The organism is Methylomonas sp. 11b, assembly GCF_000515215.1.
Classification (GTDB): domain Bacteria; phylum Pseudomonadota; class Gammaproteobacteria; order Methylococcales; family Methylomonadaceae; genus Methylomonas.
This window is the reverse complement of the sequence record NZ_KI911557.1, coordinates 2,720,728-2,736,371: the sequence shown is the minus strand read 5'-3', so window position 1 is coordinate 2,736,371 and position 15,644 is coordinate 2,720,728. Positions and strand designations below refer to the sequence as shown.

The 15,644-nt window shown below is 51.7% G+C and carries 15 protein-coding genes; 4 read left to right on the top strand and 11 right to left on the bottom strand.

Going from position 1 to position 15,644, the window contains the following annotated elements; translation table 11 throughout:
- Window positions 1-2 precede the first annotated feature (2 nt).
- Window positions 3-1,139: a PP2C family protein-serine/threonine phosphatase gene (locus tag METH11B_RS0113195; protein ID WP_026602418.1), complete on the top strand. Its 1,137-nt coding sequence runs from the start codon at window positions 3-5 to the stop codon at window positions 1,137-1,139.
- 207 nt (window positions 1,140-1,346) lie between these two features.
- Window positions 1,347-2,432, top strand: a complete 1,086-nt coding sequence (locus METH11B_RS0113190; protein WP_026602417.1) for an HD domain-containing phosphohydrolase — start codon at window positions 1,347-1,349, stop codon at window positions 2,430-2,432.
- Between the two features lie 91 nt (window positions 2,433-2,523).
- Here METH11B_RS0113190 and METH11B_RS0113185 read toward each other — a convergent pair whose 3' ends face one another.
- From METH11B_RS0113185 to rlmKL, 6 genes are all read right to left on the bottom strand, one after another.
- Entirely contained in the window at window positions 2,524-3,759 is a 1,236-nt protein-coding gene (locus METH11B_RS0113185; protein ID WP_020484454.1) for a heme biosynthesis HemY N-terminal domain-containing protein, read from the bottom strand.
- Window positions 3,760-3,771: 12 nt separating this feature from the next.
- A complete protein-coding gene (locus tag METH11B_RS0113180) occupies window positions 3,772-4,938 on the bottom strand; it encodes a uroporphyrinogen-III C-methyltransferase (RefSeq protein WP_026602415.1) in 1,167 nt (388 codons plus the stop codon).
- Complete coding sequence (locus METH11B_RS0113175) at window positions 4,922-5,704, bottom strand: uroporphyrinogen-III synthase (protein ID WP_026602414.1); 783 nt, start codon at window positions 5,702-5,704, stop codon at window positions 4,922-4,924. The genes METH11B_RS0113180 and METH11B_RS0113175 overlap by 17 nt, the downstream gene beginning before the upstream one ends.
- The gene (gene hemC / locus METH11B_RS0113170; RefSeq protein WP_026602413.1) at window positions 5,701-6,627 is read right to left on the bottom strand and encodes a hydroxymethylbilane synthase; all 927 of its coding nucleotides are present in this window, start codon (window positions 6,625-6,627) and stop codon (window positions 5,701-5,703) included. Before hemC ends, METH11B_RS0113175 begins: the two co-directional genes overlap by 4 nt.
- Window positions 6,628-6,829: 202 nt before the next feature.
- The gene (locus tag METH11B_RS0113165) at window positions 6,830-7,102 is read right to left on the bottom strand and encodes an acylphosphatase (protein ID WP_020484458.1); all 273 of its coding nucleotides are present in this window, start codon (window positions 7,100-7,102) and stop codon (window positions 6,830-6,832) included.
- Entirely contained in the window at window positions 7,099-9,294 is a 2,196-nt protein-coding gene (gene rlmKL / locus METH11B_RS0113160; protein ID WP_026602412.1) for a bifunctional 23S rRNA (guanine(2069)-N(7))-methyltransferase RlmK/23S rRNA (guanine(2445)-N(2))-methyltransferase RlmL, read from the bottom strand. The genes METH11B_RS0113165 and rlmKL overlap by 4 nt, the downstream gene beginning before the upstream one ends.
- 364 nt (window positions 9,295-9,658) lie before the next feature.
- Here rlmKL and METH11B_RS0113155 point away from each other — a divergent pair, with 364 nt between their 5' ends.
- A complete protein-coding gene (locus tag METH11B_RS0113155) occupies window positions 9,659-10,294 on the top strand; it encodes a chemotaxis protein CheD (protein ID WP_026602411.1) in 636 nt (211 codons plus the stop codon).
- A gap of 418 nt (window positions 10,295-10,712) precedes the next feature.
- Here METH11B_RS0113155 and METH11B_RS0113145 read toward each other — a convergent pair whose 3' ends face one another.
- The 3 genes from METH11B_RS0113145 to METH11B_RS0113135 all read right to left on the bottom strand — a co-directional run bounded on the left by METH11B_RS0113145 (window position 10,713) and on the right by METH11B_RS0113135 (window position 12,927).
- The gene (locus tag METH11B_RS0113145; protein ID WP_026602409.1) at window positions 10,713-11,135 is read right to left on the bottom strand and encodes a hypothetical protein; all 423 of its coding nucleotides are present in this window, start codon (window positions 11,133-11,135) and stop codon (window positions 10,713-10,715) included.
- 679 nt (window positions 11,136-11,814) lie between these two features.
- Entirely contained in the window at window positions 11,815-12,300 is a 486-nt protein-coding gene (locus METH11B_RS0113140) for an FKBP-type peptidyl-prolyl cis-trans isomerase (RefSeq protein WP_026602408.1), read from the bottom strand.
- 36 nt (window positions 12,301-12,336) lie between these two features.
- Window positions 12,337-12,927, bottom strand: coding sequence for a transglycosylase SLT domain-containing protein (locus tag METH11B_RS0113135; protein WP_081733799.1), 591 nt, complete (start codon window positions 12,925-12,927; stop codon window positions 12,337-12,339).
- Window positions 12,928-12,993: 66 nt separating this feature from the next.
- Between METH11B_RS0113135 and METH11B_RS0113130 the strand changes: the two genes are divergently transcribed.
- A complete protein-coding gene (locus METH11B_RS0113130) occupies window positions 12,994-13,626 on the top strand; it encodes a PilZ domain-containing protein (protein WP_026602406.1) in 633 nt (210 codons plus the stop codon).
- 31 nt (window positions 13,627-13,657) lie between these two features.
- Here METH11B_RS0113130 and METH11B_RS0113125 read toward each other — a convergent pair whose 3' ends face one another.
- Both METH11B_RS0113125 and cyoE read right to left on the bottom strand, forming a co-directional pair.
- Window positions 13,658-14,656 carry a glycosyl transferase family protein gene (locus METH11B_RS0113125; RefSeq protein WP_026602405.1) on the bottom strand — a complete coding sequence of 333 codons (999 nt, stop codon included), beginning with the start codon at window positions 14,654-14,656 and terminating at the stop codon, window positions 13,658-13,660.
- Window positions 14,653-15,543 (bottom strand): heme o synthase, encoded by an 891-nt coding sequence (gene cyoE, locus METH11B_RS0113120; protein ID WP_026602404.1) that lies wholly within the window; start codon window positions 15,541-15,543, stop codon window positions 14,653-14,655. The genes METH11B_RS0113125 and cyoE overlap by 4 nt, the downstream gene beginning before the upstream one ends.
- Between the last annotated feature and the right edge of the window lie 101 nt (window positions 15,544-15,644).

The window sequence follows — 15,644 nt, the reverse complement described above, 5'->3', positions numbered from 1 at the left end:
TAATGAAAATATTGGTTGTCGACGATATCTACGAAAACAGGTTATTGCTCGATAAATTACTGAGCAGAATGCAGCATGAAGTCATTTCGGTCGAAAATGGGGAGCAGGCGGTTCAAGCTCTGACCAGCGTTAATCCCGACCTGATTCTGATGGATATTATGATGCCGGTGATGGACGGGCTGGAGGCTATCAAAGCGATTAGAGGGCTGACCCAGGACAAGTGGGTGCCGATTTTTGTGCTCAGCGCGTTAGCCGATGACCAAAACGTCCTGGATGGGCTGCAAGCCGGTGCTGACGATTATCTGCAAAAACCGTTCAGTCGGGCCATTCTTGCCGCCAAGTTAGGCTCGGTGCAACGCGTGATCGATATGCAAAACCTGATTATTGCCGATACCCAGTTACTTAAAGCCTATCGCGACGAAAATGAAGCGGAACAGCAGTTTTTGCAGAGTATTTTTGAGAGGTTAATTAAACAGAGCGATCTGAAAGACGATCATTTGCAGTTTTGGTTATTGCCGGCTAAGCGTTTTAGCGGCGATTTGATTTGCGCCAGACGCGTCAGCGACCAACAAATTTACTTTATGCTCGCCGATTCGACCGGCCATGGTTTGGCGGCGGCGCTGCCGACGGTCATTGTCAATCAAGCGTTTCAGGCGATGACCAAAAAAGGTCTGGCCGTCTCTATTATCGTTCGCGAGATTAATCGCCTGCTTTACAGTCAGATGCCGCCGGGCCGTTTCGTGGCATTGGCATTGGGCATGATAGACAGCGAAAAAAAGTCGGTGGAGTTGTGGAATGGCGGCTTACCGGATGTTTTTGCGCTGGATGGCGAAGGCAATCCGGCTCACGCTTTTCGTTCCACACACCCCTCTGCCGGCATTCTCGACAACCGGCAATTCGACGATACATGCGAAATCTGGCATTGGCGGGAGGCTTGCGAGTTATTTATGTACTCTGACGGCTTGACCGATGCCCAGGATCCTGACGGCGGTTTATTCGGCCAGGAGCGCGTACTGCAAATTCTCAGGACTGCACCGCCCGGTGCTGAAGTGACGGCGATACAATATGCCTTGGAAGCGCATATGCTGAACCGGGAAGCACAAGACGATATTTCCTGTATGGCAATTCGCTGTCGTTGAATACTTCGATGTTGGGCCAGTTAGTTTTTGTTTTTGGAATCTTTTTGGCTGTTAGATTGAATGTTTGGGTCAGGTTGTAAAAAGCAGACTCAGCTAATTTGTCTATACTCAGAATTTCGCGAATAACCCACTCAGCAGGGACGGCTCGGCACGCGCCGGACTGCTAGGTTTTCGCTCCCAACTTGATGATCCTTTGAAAACAGCAACGTGGACTTAAAACAGCATATTCTGCAAGCCGCCATTCTTATCGTCGACGACGAACCCGCTAACGTCAAATTGTTGGAAAAAATTTTGCAGCGCCAGGGTTATCGGAATATTCAATCGACCTGCGATTCTCGCGAAGTGACTTCTCTGTGCGATACCACTCGTTTCGATGCCTTTTTATTGGACATCCGCATGCCGTATTTAAGCGGCTTCGAGGTCATGGAGCAGCTGCAACAGCGCTTTAGGGACGACTATTTACCCGTGTTGGTGCTCAGTGCGCAACCGGATATGGAGACCCGCTTGCGAGCGTTAAGTTTGGGCGCGAAGGATTTTTTGACCAAGCCCTTCGATCAATTGGAAGCCGTCACCCGCATCCACAATCTGCTGGAAGTGCGCTTGATGCATAATCAGGTTCGCGATCAAAACCGTCTGCTCGAACAACAGGTTAAATCCAGAACCGACGAGTTGTATCGTACTCGTCAGGAAGTCATACGCAGATTGGGGCTGGCCGCCGAATATCGGGATAACGAAACCGGCAACCATATTATTCGTATGAGTAAATATGCGCAGTTGTTGGCTTTGGCTTATGGTTTAACTGAGCAGGATGCGGAAATTATTCTGAATGCGGCACCGATGCACGATATAGGCAAGATCGGTATTCCAGACCGGATTCTGTTAAAAACCGGCAAGCTGGACCCCGAAGAATGGCGGATCATGCAGACCCATGTGCAAATGGGCGCAAATATTTTATCCGGCTCACCGACCGAATTGATGCGCGCCGCGCGCACCATTGCCCAGCATCACCATGAAAAGTGGGACGGTACCGGTTATCCGAATGGCTTGAGAGAAGAGGATATTTCGATTGCGGGCAGGATTTGCGCGCTAGCCGATGTGTTCGACGCACTGACGTCGCAACGTCCGTATAAGCCGGCCTGGAGTGTGGAGGATACTTTGACCTATATCGCGTCCGAGTCCGGCAAACATTTCGACCCTAAATTAGCGCCGCTGTTAAAAAGGAATTTGCCGGAAATTTTGATTATCAAAAGCGAATACGCCGATGCCGAGGTTATTCGGGATTTGGACTATTAACTCGGCCTTGCTTATCGCTGGTATTCCTTCAGGATGAGCTCGTCTAAGCCCTGGCTGGTGTGCCCTTCGATAGACTCGTTGCGAACGGTATTTAAACTGCGCGAATGGATTCTACACCGCTGATTAGCTCGGCTGATGCCAACTCCATGCCGCGTTTGAAGTAATCGCAGGCTTGATCCTTGTCGCCTTTGCTAAACAATAATTCCCCTAGTAATTGGTAGGTCGCCACCGACGCTTCGGTATTCAGGCTTTTCAACAAATATTGTTCGGCTTTCTCCATTTGCTCGGCTTTCAGAGCCAGCTTGCCCAGCACTCTTAACAACACTGCATTGCTGGGGTAAACCGCCAGCCATTGTTCGATCGACTGCAATTGCTTGGCTTTATCTTCGGCTTCAATGTTCGAAACCAACACCAACAAGGTGTCGTCCCAATGCCGGCCCAATTGCTTGAGCATGGCCGATTCGACGCTACTGCCGGCGCCCGCTGCAATCATCGCCGCAAAATAGATATTGGCGATACCCGGCAGGGCTTTGATGTGATCGGGGATGCCTTCCCAGCAGGTTTGGATCGCTTGGCGGTCGCCCTGGGCGATGGTCTGTTTCAGCAAGCGGCTAAAGGTTTCCGTTTCCAGCAATTTAACTTCGGTTTCCATCAACACTTTATGCTGTTGTAGCGAGGGCAATATCTTGCTCAAGCCTTCCCAGTCGCCCAAATGTTGATACGCCTGATGCATCATTTTCAAAACCCGGGCATGGCCGGGATTGATCGAGTGCAATTTGCCCAGTGTTTCCAAGGCTTGCTCGAATTGTTTTTCAGACAGATGCAATTCGGCTTGGGTCAAGCCGACGGTCATATTGGTGTCCGAGGATTGTTCGCTGGCTTTTTGCAAATATTCGTCGCGCTTGTCCAGTGCGCCGCGCGATTGCGCCGCTCTGGCGGCAGTCAAATAATGCAGTAATGGTGCACCGCTATGTGCGGCATGCTTGATCAGCACTTTCTCCGCGCGCTCCCAATTACCGTCTGCCGCGTCGAATAAGCCGGCCACCAGGGCTTCCTGTGAACGATTGAAACGAATATTGCGGCGGCGCTTGGCAAATTGGTTGGGCATGCGAATCAACACACCCATCAAGCGGAAAAAATTGTAGAGAACGAAAAAGCCGATCACTTGCGCTACCGCAAACACGGTCAAAGAGGTTTCCAACGACCAGTGGCCGAAACCGATCAACACATAACCGGGATCGTTTTGTTTGACCAGCCAGCTATGCAGCAAAAACGCCACCAGAATGGCGCAAAGCAAGGAGCCTAGAAAATACATGAGATTTTTCATAATGCCACTCGCTTATTGCTGGCCGGCTGTGGGTGTTGCCGGCGAGGCCGTTTCCGCTGGCGGATTATTCAGCACCGCTTTATCCGACTCGATGCGCAATTTGCTGATGTCTTTCAACAGTTTCAATGAACCGCTAACATCCGGGTATTGGCTGCGGATTTGCACATTGGCCAGTTTGTCGAGTTCGGCCACGAATTTATCGGTTTGTTGGTTTTCCGCGAAATTTTTCTTCAGCCATTGTTTGGCGTCGGCGATGCTGCTGGAAAACAAGGTGTCGTTTTGTTGCACCAGGGCGATTTCGATCATTTCCAGCCTGACCTTCAACTGCTGCTTGATAAAGTGCGCTTCCTCCGGAGTGAGGATAGCGTTGACCGGTTGCTCGGTGTGACGCAGCACTACGTAGCCTTCCAGTTGTTTGGCTACAGTGCTTAAAATTTCATGACCATGTTCGGACAGGTCGCTGTTGGGTTCAGGCTTTTCCGGTTGCTTGCCGGCATGCGGCAGAAACACCGATAAGCTTTCTACGGCATCCTGTAAATGTTGAATGCCGCTGTAGATGCCGACGATATCCGGCACGGTGGCGCCGTTTAACAAGGCAATTTCCTTGGCAATTTGCTCGCGGACTTTAAATACCGCCGCGTCGCCACTTTCTCTAAGCCTTTGATCGGCAGCTTCCAACGCTTCGCGGGTGGTGGTGACGTCGCCGACTAAATGCAAACGCTGATTGGCAACGGTCAACAGATATTCGGCATCGGCCAGCAACCAGTCGCCGCGGGTTTTGCCCAGCTGCCGTTGCAAGGCCACTATCGAGGCTTCCAGCTCTTTGCGCGCCGTGCTCAGGCGCTCATCATGTAGCTTGGAGAAATCGGCCAAGGTTTCATTGAAATGGTTGTCTTTGCCGGTCATTTCGGCGTTGACGTTGGCGATTTGGGTTTGCACGCCATTCAGCTGTTCGCGCAGGCCGTTGAGTTCCTTATCTAGCTCAAGCAGTTTCAGGTTGTCCTGATTGTTTTCGGTATCTTGACTGAAACGCAATTGCTGGAAAAAGAAAAAACCTGCGCCAGCCAAAGCAATCACCAATACGATAGAGGTAATGCCTATCCACAATCCGGCGTGAGACTTTTTAACCACCACCACCGGAGCTGGATTTTCTTGTTGTTCTTCAATTACTTCGGCCACTGTTTTCCCCGTTCAATAACGTCGTCAAGGTCTCTAAAATCGCTGCATCCGTGGGCTGTGCGCTCACTGCAATCTGGTTAAATCCGAAATCTTCGGCCGCTTGGCCTATCCGCTCGCTCATGACGATTAAAAGTATCGATTTCAACAATACTATCGACTCGTCATCCAGCATCGCCAACAAGTTTTGTAAAGCTTCGACACTGGTGATCGTTACTGCGTCCAGCCGCCCTTGGGATATGTCTGTCCGCAAATCCGTGCTGTTCGCCATTGGCTGGCGGCGGCTATACACTTCCAGATAACTCGCTTCCGCGCCGCGGCTACGCAAGCTTTCCGCCAGTTTTTCCCGGCCACCGACACCGCGCACAATCACGCAACGCATGCCAGCTACCGTTTGTAATTCAGGTTCGGCGAGCAAGCCCTCACTGTTAAATTCGCTGGCCGGCACGCAATCCACCGGCCATTCCGCTTGCTGCAATGCGCAGGCGGTTGCGGCACCGACAGCCGCGACTTTGAATTTACGCAAGGCCGGCATTTTGCCACCGAACGCCTTGATAGCAAAATCCACAGCATTGGTGCTGGTAAAAATCAGCCAATCGCTGGCGGCGGCTTGGCTTAACAAATCCGGGTCGGGCTGGGTTGCGACGATTTCCAGTGTCGGAAAGCGTATCGGCACACCGCCGTGTTGTTCTATCAAATGGCACAGATTTTCAGCCTGCGCCGCGGGTCGCGTCACCAAGATCCGCGCGCCGTTTAAAGCCTGATTCACTGGTATAGCTCGCGCAATATCCGGTCCGCGCCTTGCGCTAATAAATCCTCGGCCACAGCCTTGCCCAACGCTTCAAAGTCGGTGAGGCTGCTTTCCGCTTCGGCCCGATATAATAAGGAACCGTCCGGGCTGCCAACTAGGCCACGCATGAACAAACGCTGGCCTTTGATTTCCGCAAAACCGGCAATCGGCACCTGACAACCGCCGTTGAGTCGGGCATTCATCGCCCGCTCGGCGCCGACTCGGATGCTGGTGTCTTCGTCGTGCAATACCTTTAAATACTCATGAATCTCGGCGTCGTCGATCCGGCACTCGATGCCGATAGCACCTTGGCCCATCGCCGGCAAGCTTTCCGTCGGTTCCAGTTGGGCCGTGATACGCTTGCCCATCCCCAATCGTTTCAATCCGGCGGACGCCAAAATAATCGCATCGTATTCGCCGGCATCCAATTTTGCCAAGCGAGTGTTGACGTTGCCGCGCAGGCTCAGAATTTCCGCATTTGGGAATTTTTCCTTGATTTGGCATTGGCGGCGGAGACTGGAAGTGCCGATCCGGGCATTGGCAGGTAATTCGGCCAAACTGCGATAATTGTTGGAAACAAAGGCGTCGGTCGGATCTTCGCGGTCCATGATGACTGCTAGATGCAGGCCTTCCGGAAATTCCACCGGCACGTCTTTCATGGAATGCACCGCGATATCGGCCGTGCCTTCCAGCATGCCTTGTTCCAGTTCTTTGACAAACAAACCCTTGCCGCCGACTTTCGCCAATGGCGCGTCGAGGATTTTGTCGCCGCGGGTGACCATTTTTACCAGCTCGGTTTGTAATCCCGGAAACGCCTGCTCAAGCCGCGCCGCGACATGCTCGGCCTGCCACAAGGCCAGCGGGCTTTGCCGGGTAGCGATACGAATAATTCTGTCTGCCAAAACTGCTCCTGCCGATTGCTGGCGGGCGTCTAAGCTGCGCCCTTTGTTGGGAATAAATGTTCGCTATTGTAATCCGATTTGGGGGGGAAGGTGCTTAGAAGTTGTTTGCATAGATAAGTAGCAGGTAACCGGTTGCCAGGTTAAAGATTGAGACGTAGCTATTAAGTTGAGCGAATCAAAATGTCGCCTGACATTAGAGCACCTACCTAACCTCAAACACCTCAAAATGCTCGCCTGCATCATAAGTGTTAGCAATTACCTCTGAAACCTTAGCCAATATCGGCCCTTTATGGCACCAAGCCACTAGTTTTTGTAGTTCCTCCGCATGGCCGCTGGCGACGATTTCGACACTGCCGTCGGCCAGGTTTCTGACAAAACCTTTTATATTCAACTTCACGGCCTGTTTTTGGGTGTAGGCACGAAAATACACGCCTTGAACTCGGCCCTTGACGATGATATGCAAACACTCGCTCATCGAGTAATCCTCCAGCAATAATGAATTTTTTGATCGCGGGCGAAATCCTCCGGAATCGTTTTCGCGCTGATGTCTGTTATCTGCAAATCCGCCAAGGCTTGCCTGTCCAGTTTGAAGCGGCGGAAATTAGTCGAAAAATACAGCACGCCGCCCGGCGCAAGCAGGGCAACGGCACTGCGCAGCAAATGCAGATGATCGTTCTGAATATCAAAGGCTTCGTCCATTTTCTTGGAATTGGAAAAGGTCGGCGGATCGAGAAAGATCAGATCAAATTGCAGTTTGTCTTTGGCGCCGGCCTGTTCCGCCAGCCATTCCACACAATTGGCGCGCAGCAGCTTGTGATCGCCTTGAATGCCGTTCAAATCAAAATTGCGCTTGGCCCAGTCCAGATAGGTGTTGGACATATCCACCGTGACGCTGGAGGCCGCGCCGCCCACCGCCGCATGCACGCTGGCGCTGCCGGTGTAAGCAAACAGATTCAGGAAGCGCTTGCCTTTGGCTTGTTGTTGTATCAATAAACGGATCGGCCGATGATCCAGAAACAAACCGGTATCCAGATAATCTTCAAAATTCACCCAAAACTTGCAACCGCCTTCCTCGACCACATGAAAGCGGCCGGATTCGCCTTGTTTCTCGTATTGATCGGTGCTTTTCTGCTTGCGGCGGATTTTTAAAAACACCTGCTCTTTGGGTATTTCCAATACTTTGGGGATTTCCACCATCGCCCCAGCCAGGCGTTGATTGGCCTTGGCCGGATCGATGGTTTTCGGCGATTCGTATTCCTGCACATTGACCCAAGTTTTCTCGCTTTGATAAACGTCCACCGCCACCGCATATTCCGGCAAATCCGCATCGTACAGCCGGTAGCAACTGACCTGATTTTGTTTGGCCCATTTGCCGATTTTTTTCAGATTCTTACGCAAGCGGTTGGCGAACATCTCCGCCTGATTGTCGGGTTGCTCAGTCTCCGTACGCCGGCTGATTTGCTCGATGCGTTCTTGCTGGGATTTGGCTTTGGGTTCGAAGAAGGTCTGTTCTTCGATATTAAAACGCAGCAATTTGCACTCCAGCGCGCCGTTGAACAAGGTAATCGGCTTTTGCGAACGTACGCCCAAGCGAAAACCCAATTCCGGATTGCTGATGATCATCGCCACCTGCCAGCCTACAAAGCGCTGTTTCAGCACCTCTCCAAAGCGCCGATACAACTCGGAGGTTTCCGCCTCGTCGCCCAGCCGTTCGCCGTAGGGCGGGTTGCAGGCGATCAAGCCTTTGGGCCAACTTTCCGCCGTTGTTGCATCGCCGATGTCGCGCCGTTCGATATGAATCTTGCCTGCCAAGCCGGCATTTTCCACGTGCTGCAAGGCGGCTACCACGGTGCGCCGGTCCTGATCGAAACCGACTATAACAGGCATTTTGCTCAAGCCAACATCCCGGCGTTGCTTGGCTTCGTCCAGCAGGCTTTGCCAAAGCGCGCCATCGTGTTTTTTCCAGCCCAGAAAGCCGAAATAATCGCGTTGTAAACCCGGCGCATAATCGGCGGCAATCATCGCGCCTTCTAACAACATGGTGCCGGAGCCGCACATCGGATCGAGCAGCGAACCGCCTTGCTCGGCAATTGTCGGCCAGCCGGCGCGCAGCAAGATCGCCGCTGCCAGGTTTTCCTTGATCGGCGCGGCAATGTTGACGTCACGGTAACCGCGTCTGTGCAAACTCTCGCCGGATAAGTCCAGACTGAGTTGCGCAGTTTCGTTATGTAGATAAACATTCACGCGAATACTGGGCCGGTCGGTGTCGATATTGGGCCGTTTATTAAACTTGGCGCGCATCTGATCGACGATGGCGTCCTTGACTTTCAAGGCACCGAAATGGGTGTTATTGATGGCTGGGTTGTTCTTGCTGCTGAATGATACCGCCAAGCTGTCGTCGGGCTTGATATGCTCGAACCAGTTGATTTTTTTGACGCCATCGTACAAATCTTGCTGCGACTTGACCTCGAAACTGCTCAAGGGCAGAAACACCCGGTTAGCCGTACGCGACCACAAACAAACCCGGTAAGCCAGCGCCAGATCGCCATCGAAGGAAACGCCGGCCATTTTTTCGCGGACGTTCAGTCCGCCCAGGGCTTTGATTTCGTTGGCAAGAATACCTTCCATTGCTTTGGGCGTGGTGGCGAACAATTGGTATTGGGTCATGGTCTACGGGCTGGGTACGGAATGGCTGGCTAGGATACTAAAATGTGTTGCTACTGCGGCGGATATTTTTATAGCAAAACTGCAAACAACGGCGCCATTCGACATCGTTCGCCCGGTCCGCCGAAGAATTTGCCGGTAACGACTCGGGTGGGGTAATAGCAAAATCAGTCTTGCGCCAATCGGGAGCGCTACGCACCACTCCGGCTCGAGGGTAGTTCTGAGTGTCGACCACCTTGGCGCCTGCGTTTTGCGCAACCAAGGCAGATAGCTAAACCAATCATTCGTTGTCGAAGCGTTTTACAATCGATTCGGCAAGCGCGCGCGTTGAAATGCTAAAGATTTGAGGCGGATAGCAAAACGCGTAGTGGCCGATTTATTGCTTGATAAGCATCAATGTTCTACAACTCTGAAGACGGCCCTGGCTATGCATCCGCAAAAATACTCCGAAACCTACTACGACCCGCACCAACGCATCCGTGCCTGCAAAATCACTCCCGGCGAATATTGTGTTACCGATTCCGGCGAGCTTATTGTTACCGTGCTGGGGTCCTGCGTGATTGCCTGTATTCGCGATTGGCGGCGGGGCATAGGCGGGATGTATCAATTCATGGTGGTGAACGTCAACGAAGACCAGCCGCTCAACCAACGCATGGAGAACATGGCTAGTGCCGGTATGGATAATTTCATCAACCATCTGGTCGACAGGGGAGCAGAAGAGAGCGAGCTGGAAGCCAAGGTATTCGGCGGCGGCAATATACTTAACGGTATGCAGCGCAACAATGTCGGCGCTCGTAGTGCTCAGTTTTTACGCAGTTATCTGGCTGACCGGAACATTCCAGTCCTCGCTGACGACATGCTCGGTATCTATCCTCGCAAGGTGTATTTCTTTCCGGAAACCGGGGAAGTGTTGGTGAAAAAACTCAAGGATATAAAAAACGAAACTATCTTGCAGCGGGAGCAGGAATATTCTCACAGGCTGTTTGCTAGGGTGTTGGCGTAGAGTTTTGTGTCGCTAACGCGACGGTTTTTTTGAATGTCGGTTCGCGGACCGACAACCGCGATACTTTTCTTTGCTTGTCCAAAGAAAAGTATCCAAAAGAAAAGACACCCGGACGCCGCTTATTTCCTGCGCTCCGAAGCTTTCGACGGGGGTTGCCGAAAGGGGCTTCCTGCCCCTTCGTCAACGCGCCGCATCCCTGCGGCGCCCCTACGGGCTATTCCCGTCAAAAGCTTCGGTGCTCGGCGCGGCATACGGGAGAAAACCCTCGCGCGATTTGCAGGGTTTGAGTTTGCAAAGATGTAGCCTTAGGGGAGTAGCTCCGAATATCGAAGCGGATTCGGAGGAATGATGGGGGCTTCCAACCATCGTTTGGCTTATTAGCCGCGACGCAGCGGAATCAAACATGCGTCCGATTACGCTAATCGGACCTACCGATCTTGGTAACACAAGCCCCAACAAAGATTAGAAAAACAAAATCTAAATAAATGGCTATACCAAATACATCCGGGCCATCTGAGCCGTTTGTTATATCGTGTAACTCGCTCACTGCTACTAAAAGGAATTCAATGATAACTGTAAAAAAAACGCCGATACTAAAAAAGAAATGACGCCGAATCTCTGTTAGAGCGGGGACAGCAGCAAATACAAGAGGACTGAAGAAGAGAATTTTAAAGTAGACGGACTTTCCAAGTCCTTTAAGTTTACTACAGCTGTTCTTCAAGTCTGAGTTTACGCAGTCAGAAATTAACGTATCAATAACCCAATCAACAACAAAAGCTAACACAGGAGTTATAATTAGTGTGATGAAAACTAATTTGAATATTGAGTCGAATCGACTCATTAACAATTTTCTTATTGGTTTTCGTGCTGGCAGTAGAATGGGCAATAATCCAGTAGGCGAAAATTGTGTGCCGCAATTAAGGCAATTAGAAGCCTCCAGAGACACTGGCGATTTACATTTAGGACAAATTACTAAATCATTCGAATCGACAAGATACATAGCAATCCTAACAAGTGAATAGATAGTTTCTGTATATCTCCCTGAATTGGGTGATATACATGTTATGTCAATTCATGGGGAAGTCTAGCTGGAAAAAGGATTCAGATTTTGTTCGAGCCAAAAACAATATTCCCGCATGCTTAAGGACGAAGCTCGACGTACGTTAGTTTGATCTCGAATTATGGAATGGGTTTGCCCTGTATGCCGCGCCGAGCACCGGAGCTTTTGGCGGGACAAATCGGCAGGATAGCCGATTTGCATGCGCAGCACCCGAAGGGCGAGGCACAGGGAGGTGCCGAGTGAATAGCCCGAAGGGGCGCCGCAGGGATGCGGCGCGTTGCCGAAGGGGCAGGAAGCCCCTTTCGGCAACCCCCGGCAAAAGCGAGGAGCGCAGGGAGCAAGCGGCATCCGGGCCGCCTTTTCTTTGGATACTTTCTTTTGGCGGAGCAAAAGAAAGTATCTCGGCTGTCGGTCCGAGACCCGACTTCTAAACAAACCGTCGCGTTAGCGACACCAAAAATCAGTTGACCTTAATCAACTCAACATCAAAAATCAACGCCGCATTCGGCCCAATATCCCGCCCGGCACCACGCTCACCATAAGCCAGGTTAGAAGGAATAAAGAAGCGGTATTTCGCGCCTTCTTTCATCAATTGCACGCCTTCGGTCCAGCCGGGGATGACGCGGTTCAGAGGGAAAGTGGCGGGCTCGCCGCGGCCGTAGGAGCTGTCGAATTCCTTGCCATCTATGGTGGTGCCTTTGTAATGGACGGTGACGTTGTCGGTGGCTTTGGGTTGCGCGCCGGAGCCTTCGGTGAAGACCAGGTATTGCAGACCGCTGGCGGTGGTTACCACGCCGGCGGTTTTGGCGTTTTCGGCCAGAAATTTTTCCCCGGCGGCTTTATTTTCGGCTGGGGTTGGGGCATTGGCGTTGGCCAGTGAGAACATAGCAAATCCTGTAATAAATGCGATTAAAATGGCGATAACACGTTGTTTCGTGGATTTCATGAAAACTCCCGTTAGATGATTGGGGCGGCTAGTTTATCAGTTTTTTTGTTCCAGCTCCTGTCGGCAGCTTGCCAGTTGCGCGTCGTAACGCAAGGCGCGTTGGTGGACTTTTTGCGCGGTGTTCATCAGCCACTGCTTGGATAAATAACTGCTGCGCTGATAGCCGCCTAAGCCTTCGTGGTAGGTTAGATATAATTTGTTCGCGTCGGAGGTGGGGATACCCAGCTTGCGGTTGCTGGTCGCGCAATACCAGGCTACAAAATCGCAGCTGTCGGCAAAATCCTCTCTATCGGCCCAGCCGTTGCCGGCTTTTTGCTGATAGTCGGCCCAGGTTTCGTCCTTGGCTTGCGGATAGCCGTAAGCGCTGCTGGCACGAAACCAGGGGATAAACCCTAAAATCAACGGCCTTGGCGGTTGGGCGTCGGCGACGAAGCTGGATTCCTGGTTGATGATGGCCATTTGCACCGCGATGGGTACGCCCCAGCGCCGCGCGGAACTTAAGGTTGCTCGATACCAGTCGTCTTTTTCCCGGAAAATTTGACAGATATTTTCCGGGTTTTTCGGCGGCATGGTTGTGCAGGCCGATAAAACCGCTAGACTTGCGAGACAAATTGTTCTGCTTTTCATATCCCAACGCATCAGATTGTAAAATGGGCTCGCGCTTAGAAGGCCCTTTTAAATATAAGGATTATTATGCCAACGACCGAAAATCGCGCCTACCGCAAAAATCTGACCAGCCAGGGATTATTGTATCTGGGCTTTGAAGAGCACGAGATTTGGGTCGTGAATCTGTCGCTGTCCGGGTTGCTGGCGGTGTTAAAGGTTAATCCCCAGGTCAACGACATCAAAGACATTTTCAATGCTTTGCAAGTTTCGCCGATAGTCGATTTTTATCTGCCGGACATGCGCTTGGCCGGCGAGGCTGAAATGGCGCGCGCCGAAGCGACCGAAGACGGGTTTGAAATTGCCATCGAGTTTCGTAACCTGTCCTACGATACCGATAACTTACTCTACAGCCGCCGGGCCTATCGCAAAAATATGACCGCGCCCGGCCATATCGTTTTCAACGATACCGACTATGCGTTCAACACCGAAAATGTCTCGGTGGACGGCTTGATGATACGCATGTTGGGCAGAGTTGAAGTGCCGGACGGTACGGTGGCCAGATTCGACTATAAGCATTTGAATCTGGAAGGCGAGGTGAAAGTGGTCTGGATCGATCATGACGATATTTCCACGCTGATGGGTCTGCAATACCTGCATATGCAGCGCGACTACATCAAGGGGATTCCTAACTTCAGCCACCCGCCGCTGGAGGCTGGTTAGAGCTGTTTCGCTCTCGCTAAACGTCCGCGCATTAAAAACGCTGCCGATTTCGCGCCGCCCAAAAGTCCGTCGCCAATTGCTGAGCTTGTTCTTGGTCGTCGGCTTTGCCCAACAACTTCAATGCCACCGCCGCAGTCGCTATCACGGTGGCCTCGCCAAATTCGTCGTTAAACTCGCCTCGCCAGAATTGCGCCAATAACTGCGGGTCCATGTCTTCGGCTTTCATGTGCCGGCGTTCAAATAAGGCCGGCCAGGTTTCATCGTTAAGCTCACCGTCATTGACGCTTTGCACCAGGCATTCCACATCGGGATTACGCTCGGTTTCGCCACCTTCGCCTTTTAGCACCGCCATGTGTTTTTGATTAAGCAGCAATGCGGCTTTTTGATGCACTTGCCGGTAGCTGGGATGAAAGATGCCTTGAATGCTGGCTGTGGCGTCGAACGGATTCAACAATCTAACCAAAGTATGTACCGGCGAACGCAAACCCATAATCGGCCGTAGATTGATCATGTCGTACAGTTTTGGGCAAATATATTCCAGTGACAGATAGCTGAAATTGTCTTGCTCCAACTGCTGGCCGGCTTCGATTATCGAGGTTGCGGCCTTAATCCCTAAGGCTTGCAGCGCATTTTCGGTATACAAACGGCCTTGGGTGTGACCTCCGGCGCCGTGCATGAATACTCGGATGCCGTTCTCGGCCAGCAGCAGCGTGGACAATAAAAACCAGGGCAGATGGCGGCGTTTGCCGGCGTAAGACGACCAGTCCAGATCCACAGCTACTTTGGATTCGAAGGCAAAACTTTCCCGTGCGGCCTGCACGAAGCCGGCCAGTTCTTCGCAGGTTTCTTCCTTAACGCGCATCAGCATCAAAAACGCGCCGAGTTGAATCGGCTCAACCTGGCCGTCGGCCAAAATCATTTGCATGGCTCGGTAGGCTTCGTCTTGGGTCAGGGGTCTGGCGCCTTTTTTGCCTTTACCAAGTATCTTGATAAATTCCGCGAACGGATGTTCCTGGGTAGACAAACTCATGAGAATGACAGTGGGAAATAATGATCGATCAGCAATGCCGCGAAAATCAGCATCAGATAAACAATGGAATAGCCGAAGGTGCGCATCGCGGTTTTATTGTCTTTCTTACGCATCATTTGAATCGCGTAATAGATAAAGCCCAAGCCCAGCAATACCGCAGCCAGTAGGTAAATCACACCGCTCATGCCGGTCAGATAAGGCAGCAGGGTGGAGATCAGCAACAGGATGGTGTACAGCAAAATTTGCAGACGGGTGAACTCCACGCCGTGAGTTACCGGCAGCATAGGAATGGCAACTTTGGCGTATTCTTCGCGCTTGGCAATCGCCAAGGCCCAAAAATGTGGCGGGGTCCAAACGAAGATAATCAAAAACAACAGCAAAGCATGCGGATGCACTTCGCCGGTAATCGCCGCCCAACCCAATACGGGAGGCGCCGCGCCGGCCGCGCCGCCGATGACGATATTTTGCGGCGTCATTTTTTTAAGGTATACCGTGTAAATCAGCGCGTAACCAATCAGCGACAAAAAGGTCAGGAAGGCGGTCAACACGTTGATCTTGACGGTTAAGATGGCCATGGCGACAAAGCCGATCAAGCTGGCGAACACCAATACTTGGTGAGAGTTTAAATGTCCGGTGGGTAGTGGTCTATTCTTGGTGCGGCCCATTTCCGCGTCGGCTTTTTGATCGATGAAATGATTGATCGCCGCTGCTGAGGATGCTGCCAGGGCGATGCCTATGCTGCCGTAGAAAAAGTTAGCCAGCGGCGGCATGCCGGGAACGGCCAGCAGCATGCCGACAACGGCGGTAAACACGATCAATGCCACGACTCTGGGCTTACAGAGTTCTAAGTAGTCTTTCCAGGATAGCGCGGAGGTTGTGTCGGTCATCAAGTACCAAATGGATTTGCAGGTCTTTAAACATATAGAATAACAGTGAACCATTGATTATTAAAATAATCACAAGCGCTCACCATCTTTTAGTCAACGAG

Bases quoted from the DNA above. Each gene is read 5' to 3' on its own strand.
- METH11B_RS0113195 (WP_026602418.1), top strand. From the start codon at position 3: ATGAAAATATTGGTTGTCGACGATATCTACGAAAACAGGTTATTGCTC.
- METH11B_RS0113185 (WP_020484454.1), bottom strand. From the start codon at position 3,759: ATGAAAAATCTCATGTATTTTCTAGGCTCCTTGCTTTGCGCCATTCTG.
- METH11B_RS0113165 (WP_020484458.1), bottom strand. From the start codon at position 7,102: ATGAGCGAGTGTTTGCATATCATCGTCAAGGGCCGAGTTCAAGGCGTG.
- rlmKL (WP_026602412.1), bottom strand. From the start codon at position 9,294: ATGACCCAATACCAATTGTTCGCCACCACGCCCAAAGCAATGGAAGGT.
- METH11B_RS0113145 (WP_026602409.1), bottom strand. From the start codon at position 11,135: ATGAGTCGATTCGACTCAATATTCAAATTAGTTTTCATCACACTAATT.
- METH11B_RS0113140 (WP_026602408.1), bottom strand. From the start codon at position 12,300: ATGAAATCCACGAAACAACGTGTTATCGCCATTTTAATCGCATTTATT.
- METH11B_RS0113135 (WP_081733799.1), bottom strand. From the start codon at position 12,927: ATGAAAAGCAGAACAATTTGTCTCGCAAGTCTAGCGGTTTTATCGGCC.
- METH11B_RS0113130 (WP_026602406.1), top strand. From the start codon at position 12,994: ATGCCAACGACCGAAAATCGCGCCTACCGCAAAAATCTGACCAGCCAG.
- METH11B_RS0113125 (WP_026602405.1), bottom strand. From the start codon at position 14,656: ATGAGTTTGTCTACCCAGGAACATCCGTTCGCGGAATTTATCAAGATA.
- cyoE (WP_026602404.1), bottom strand. From the start codon at position 15,543: ATGACCGACACAACCTCCGCGCTATCCTGGAAAGACTACTTAGAACTC.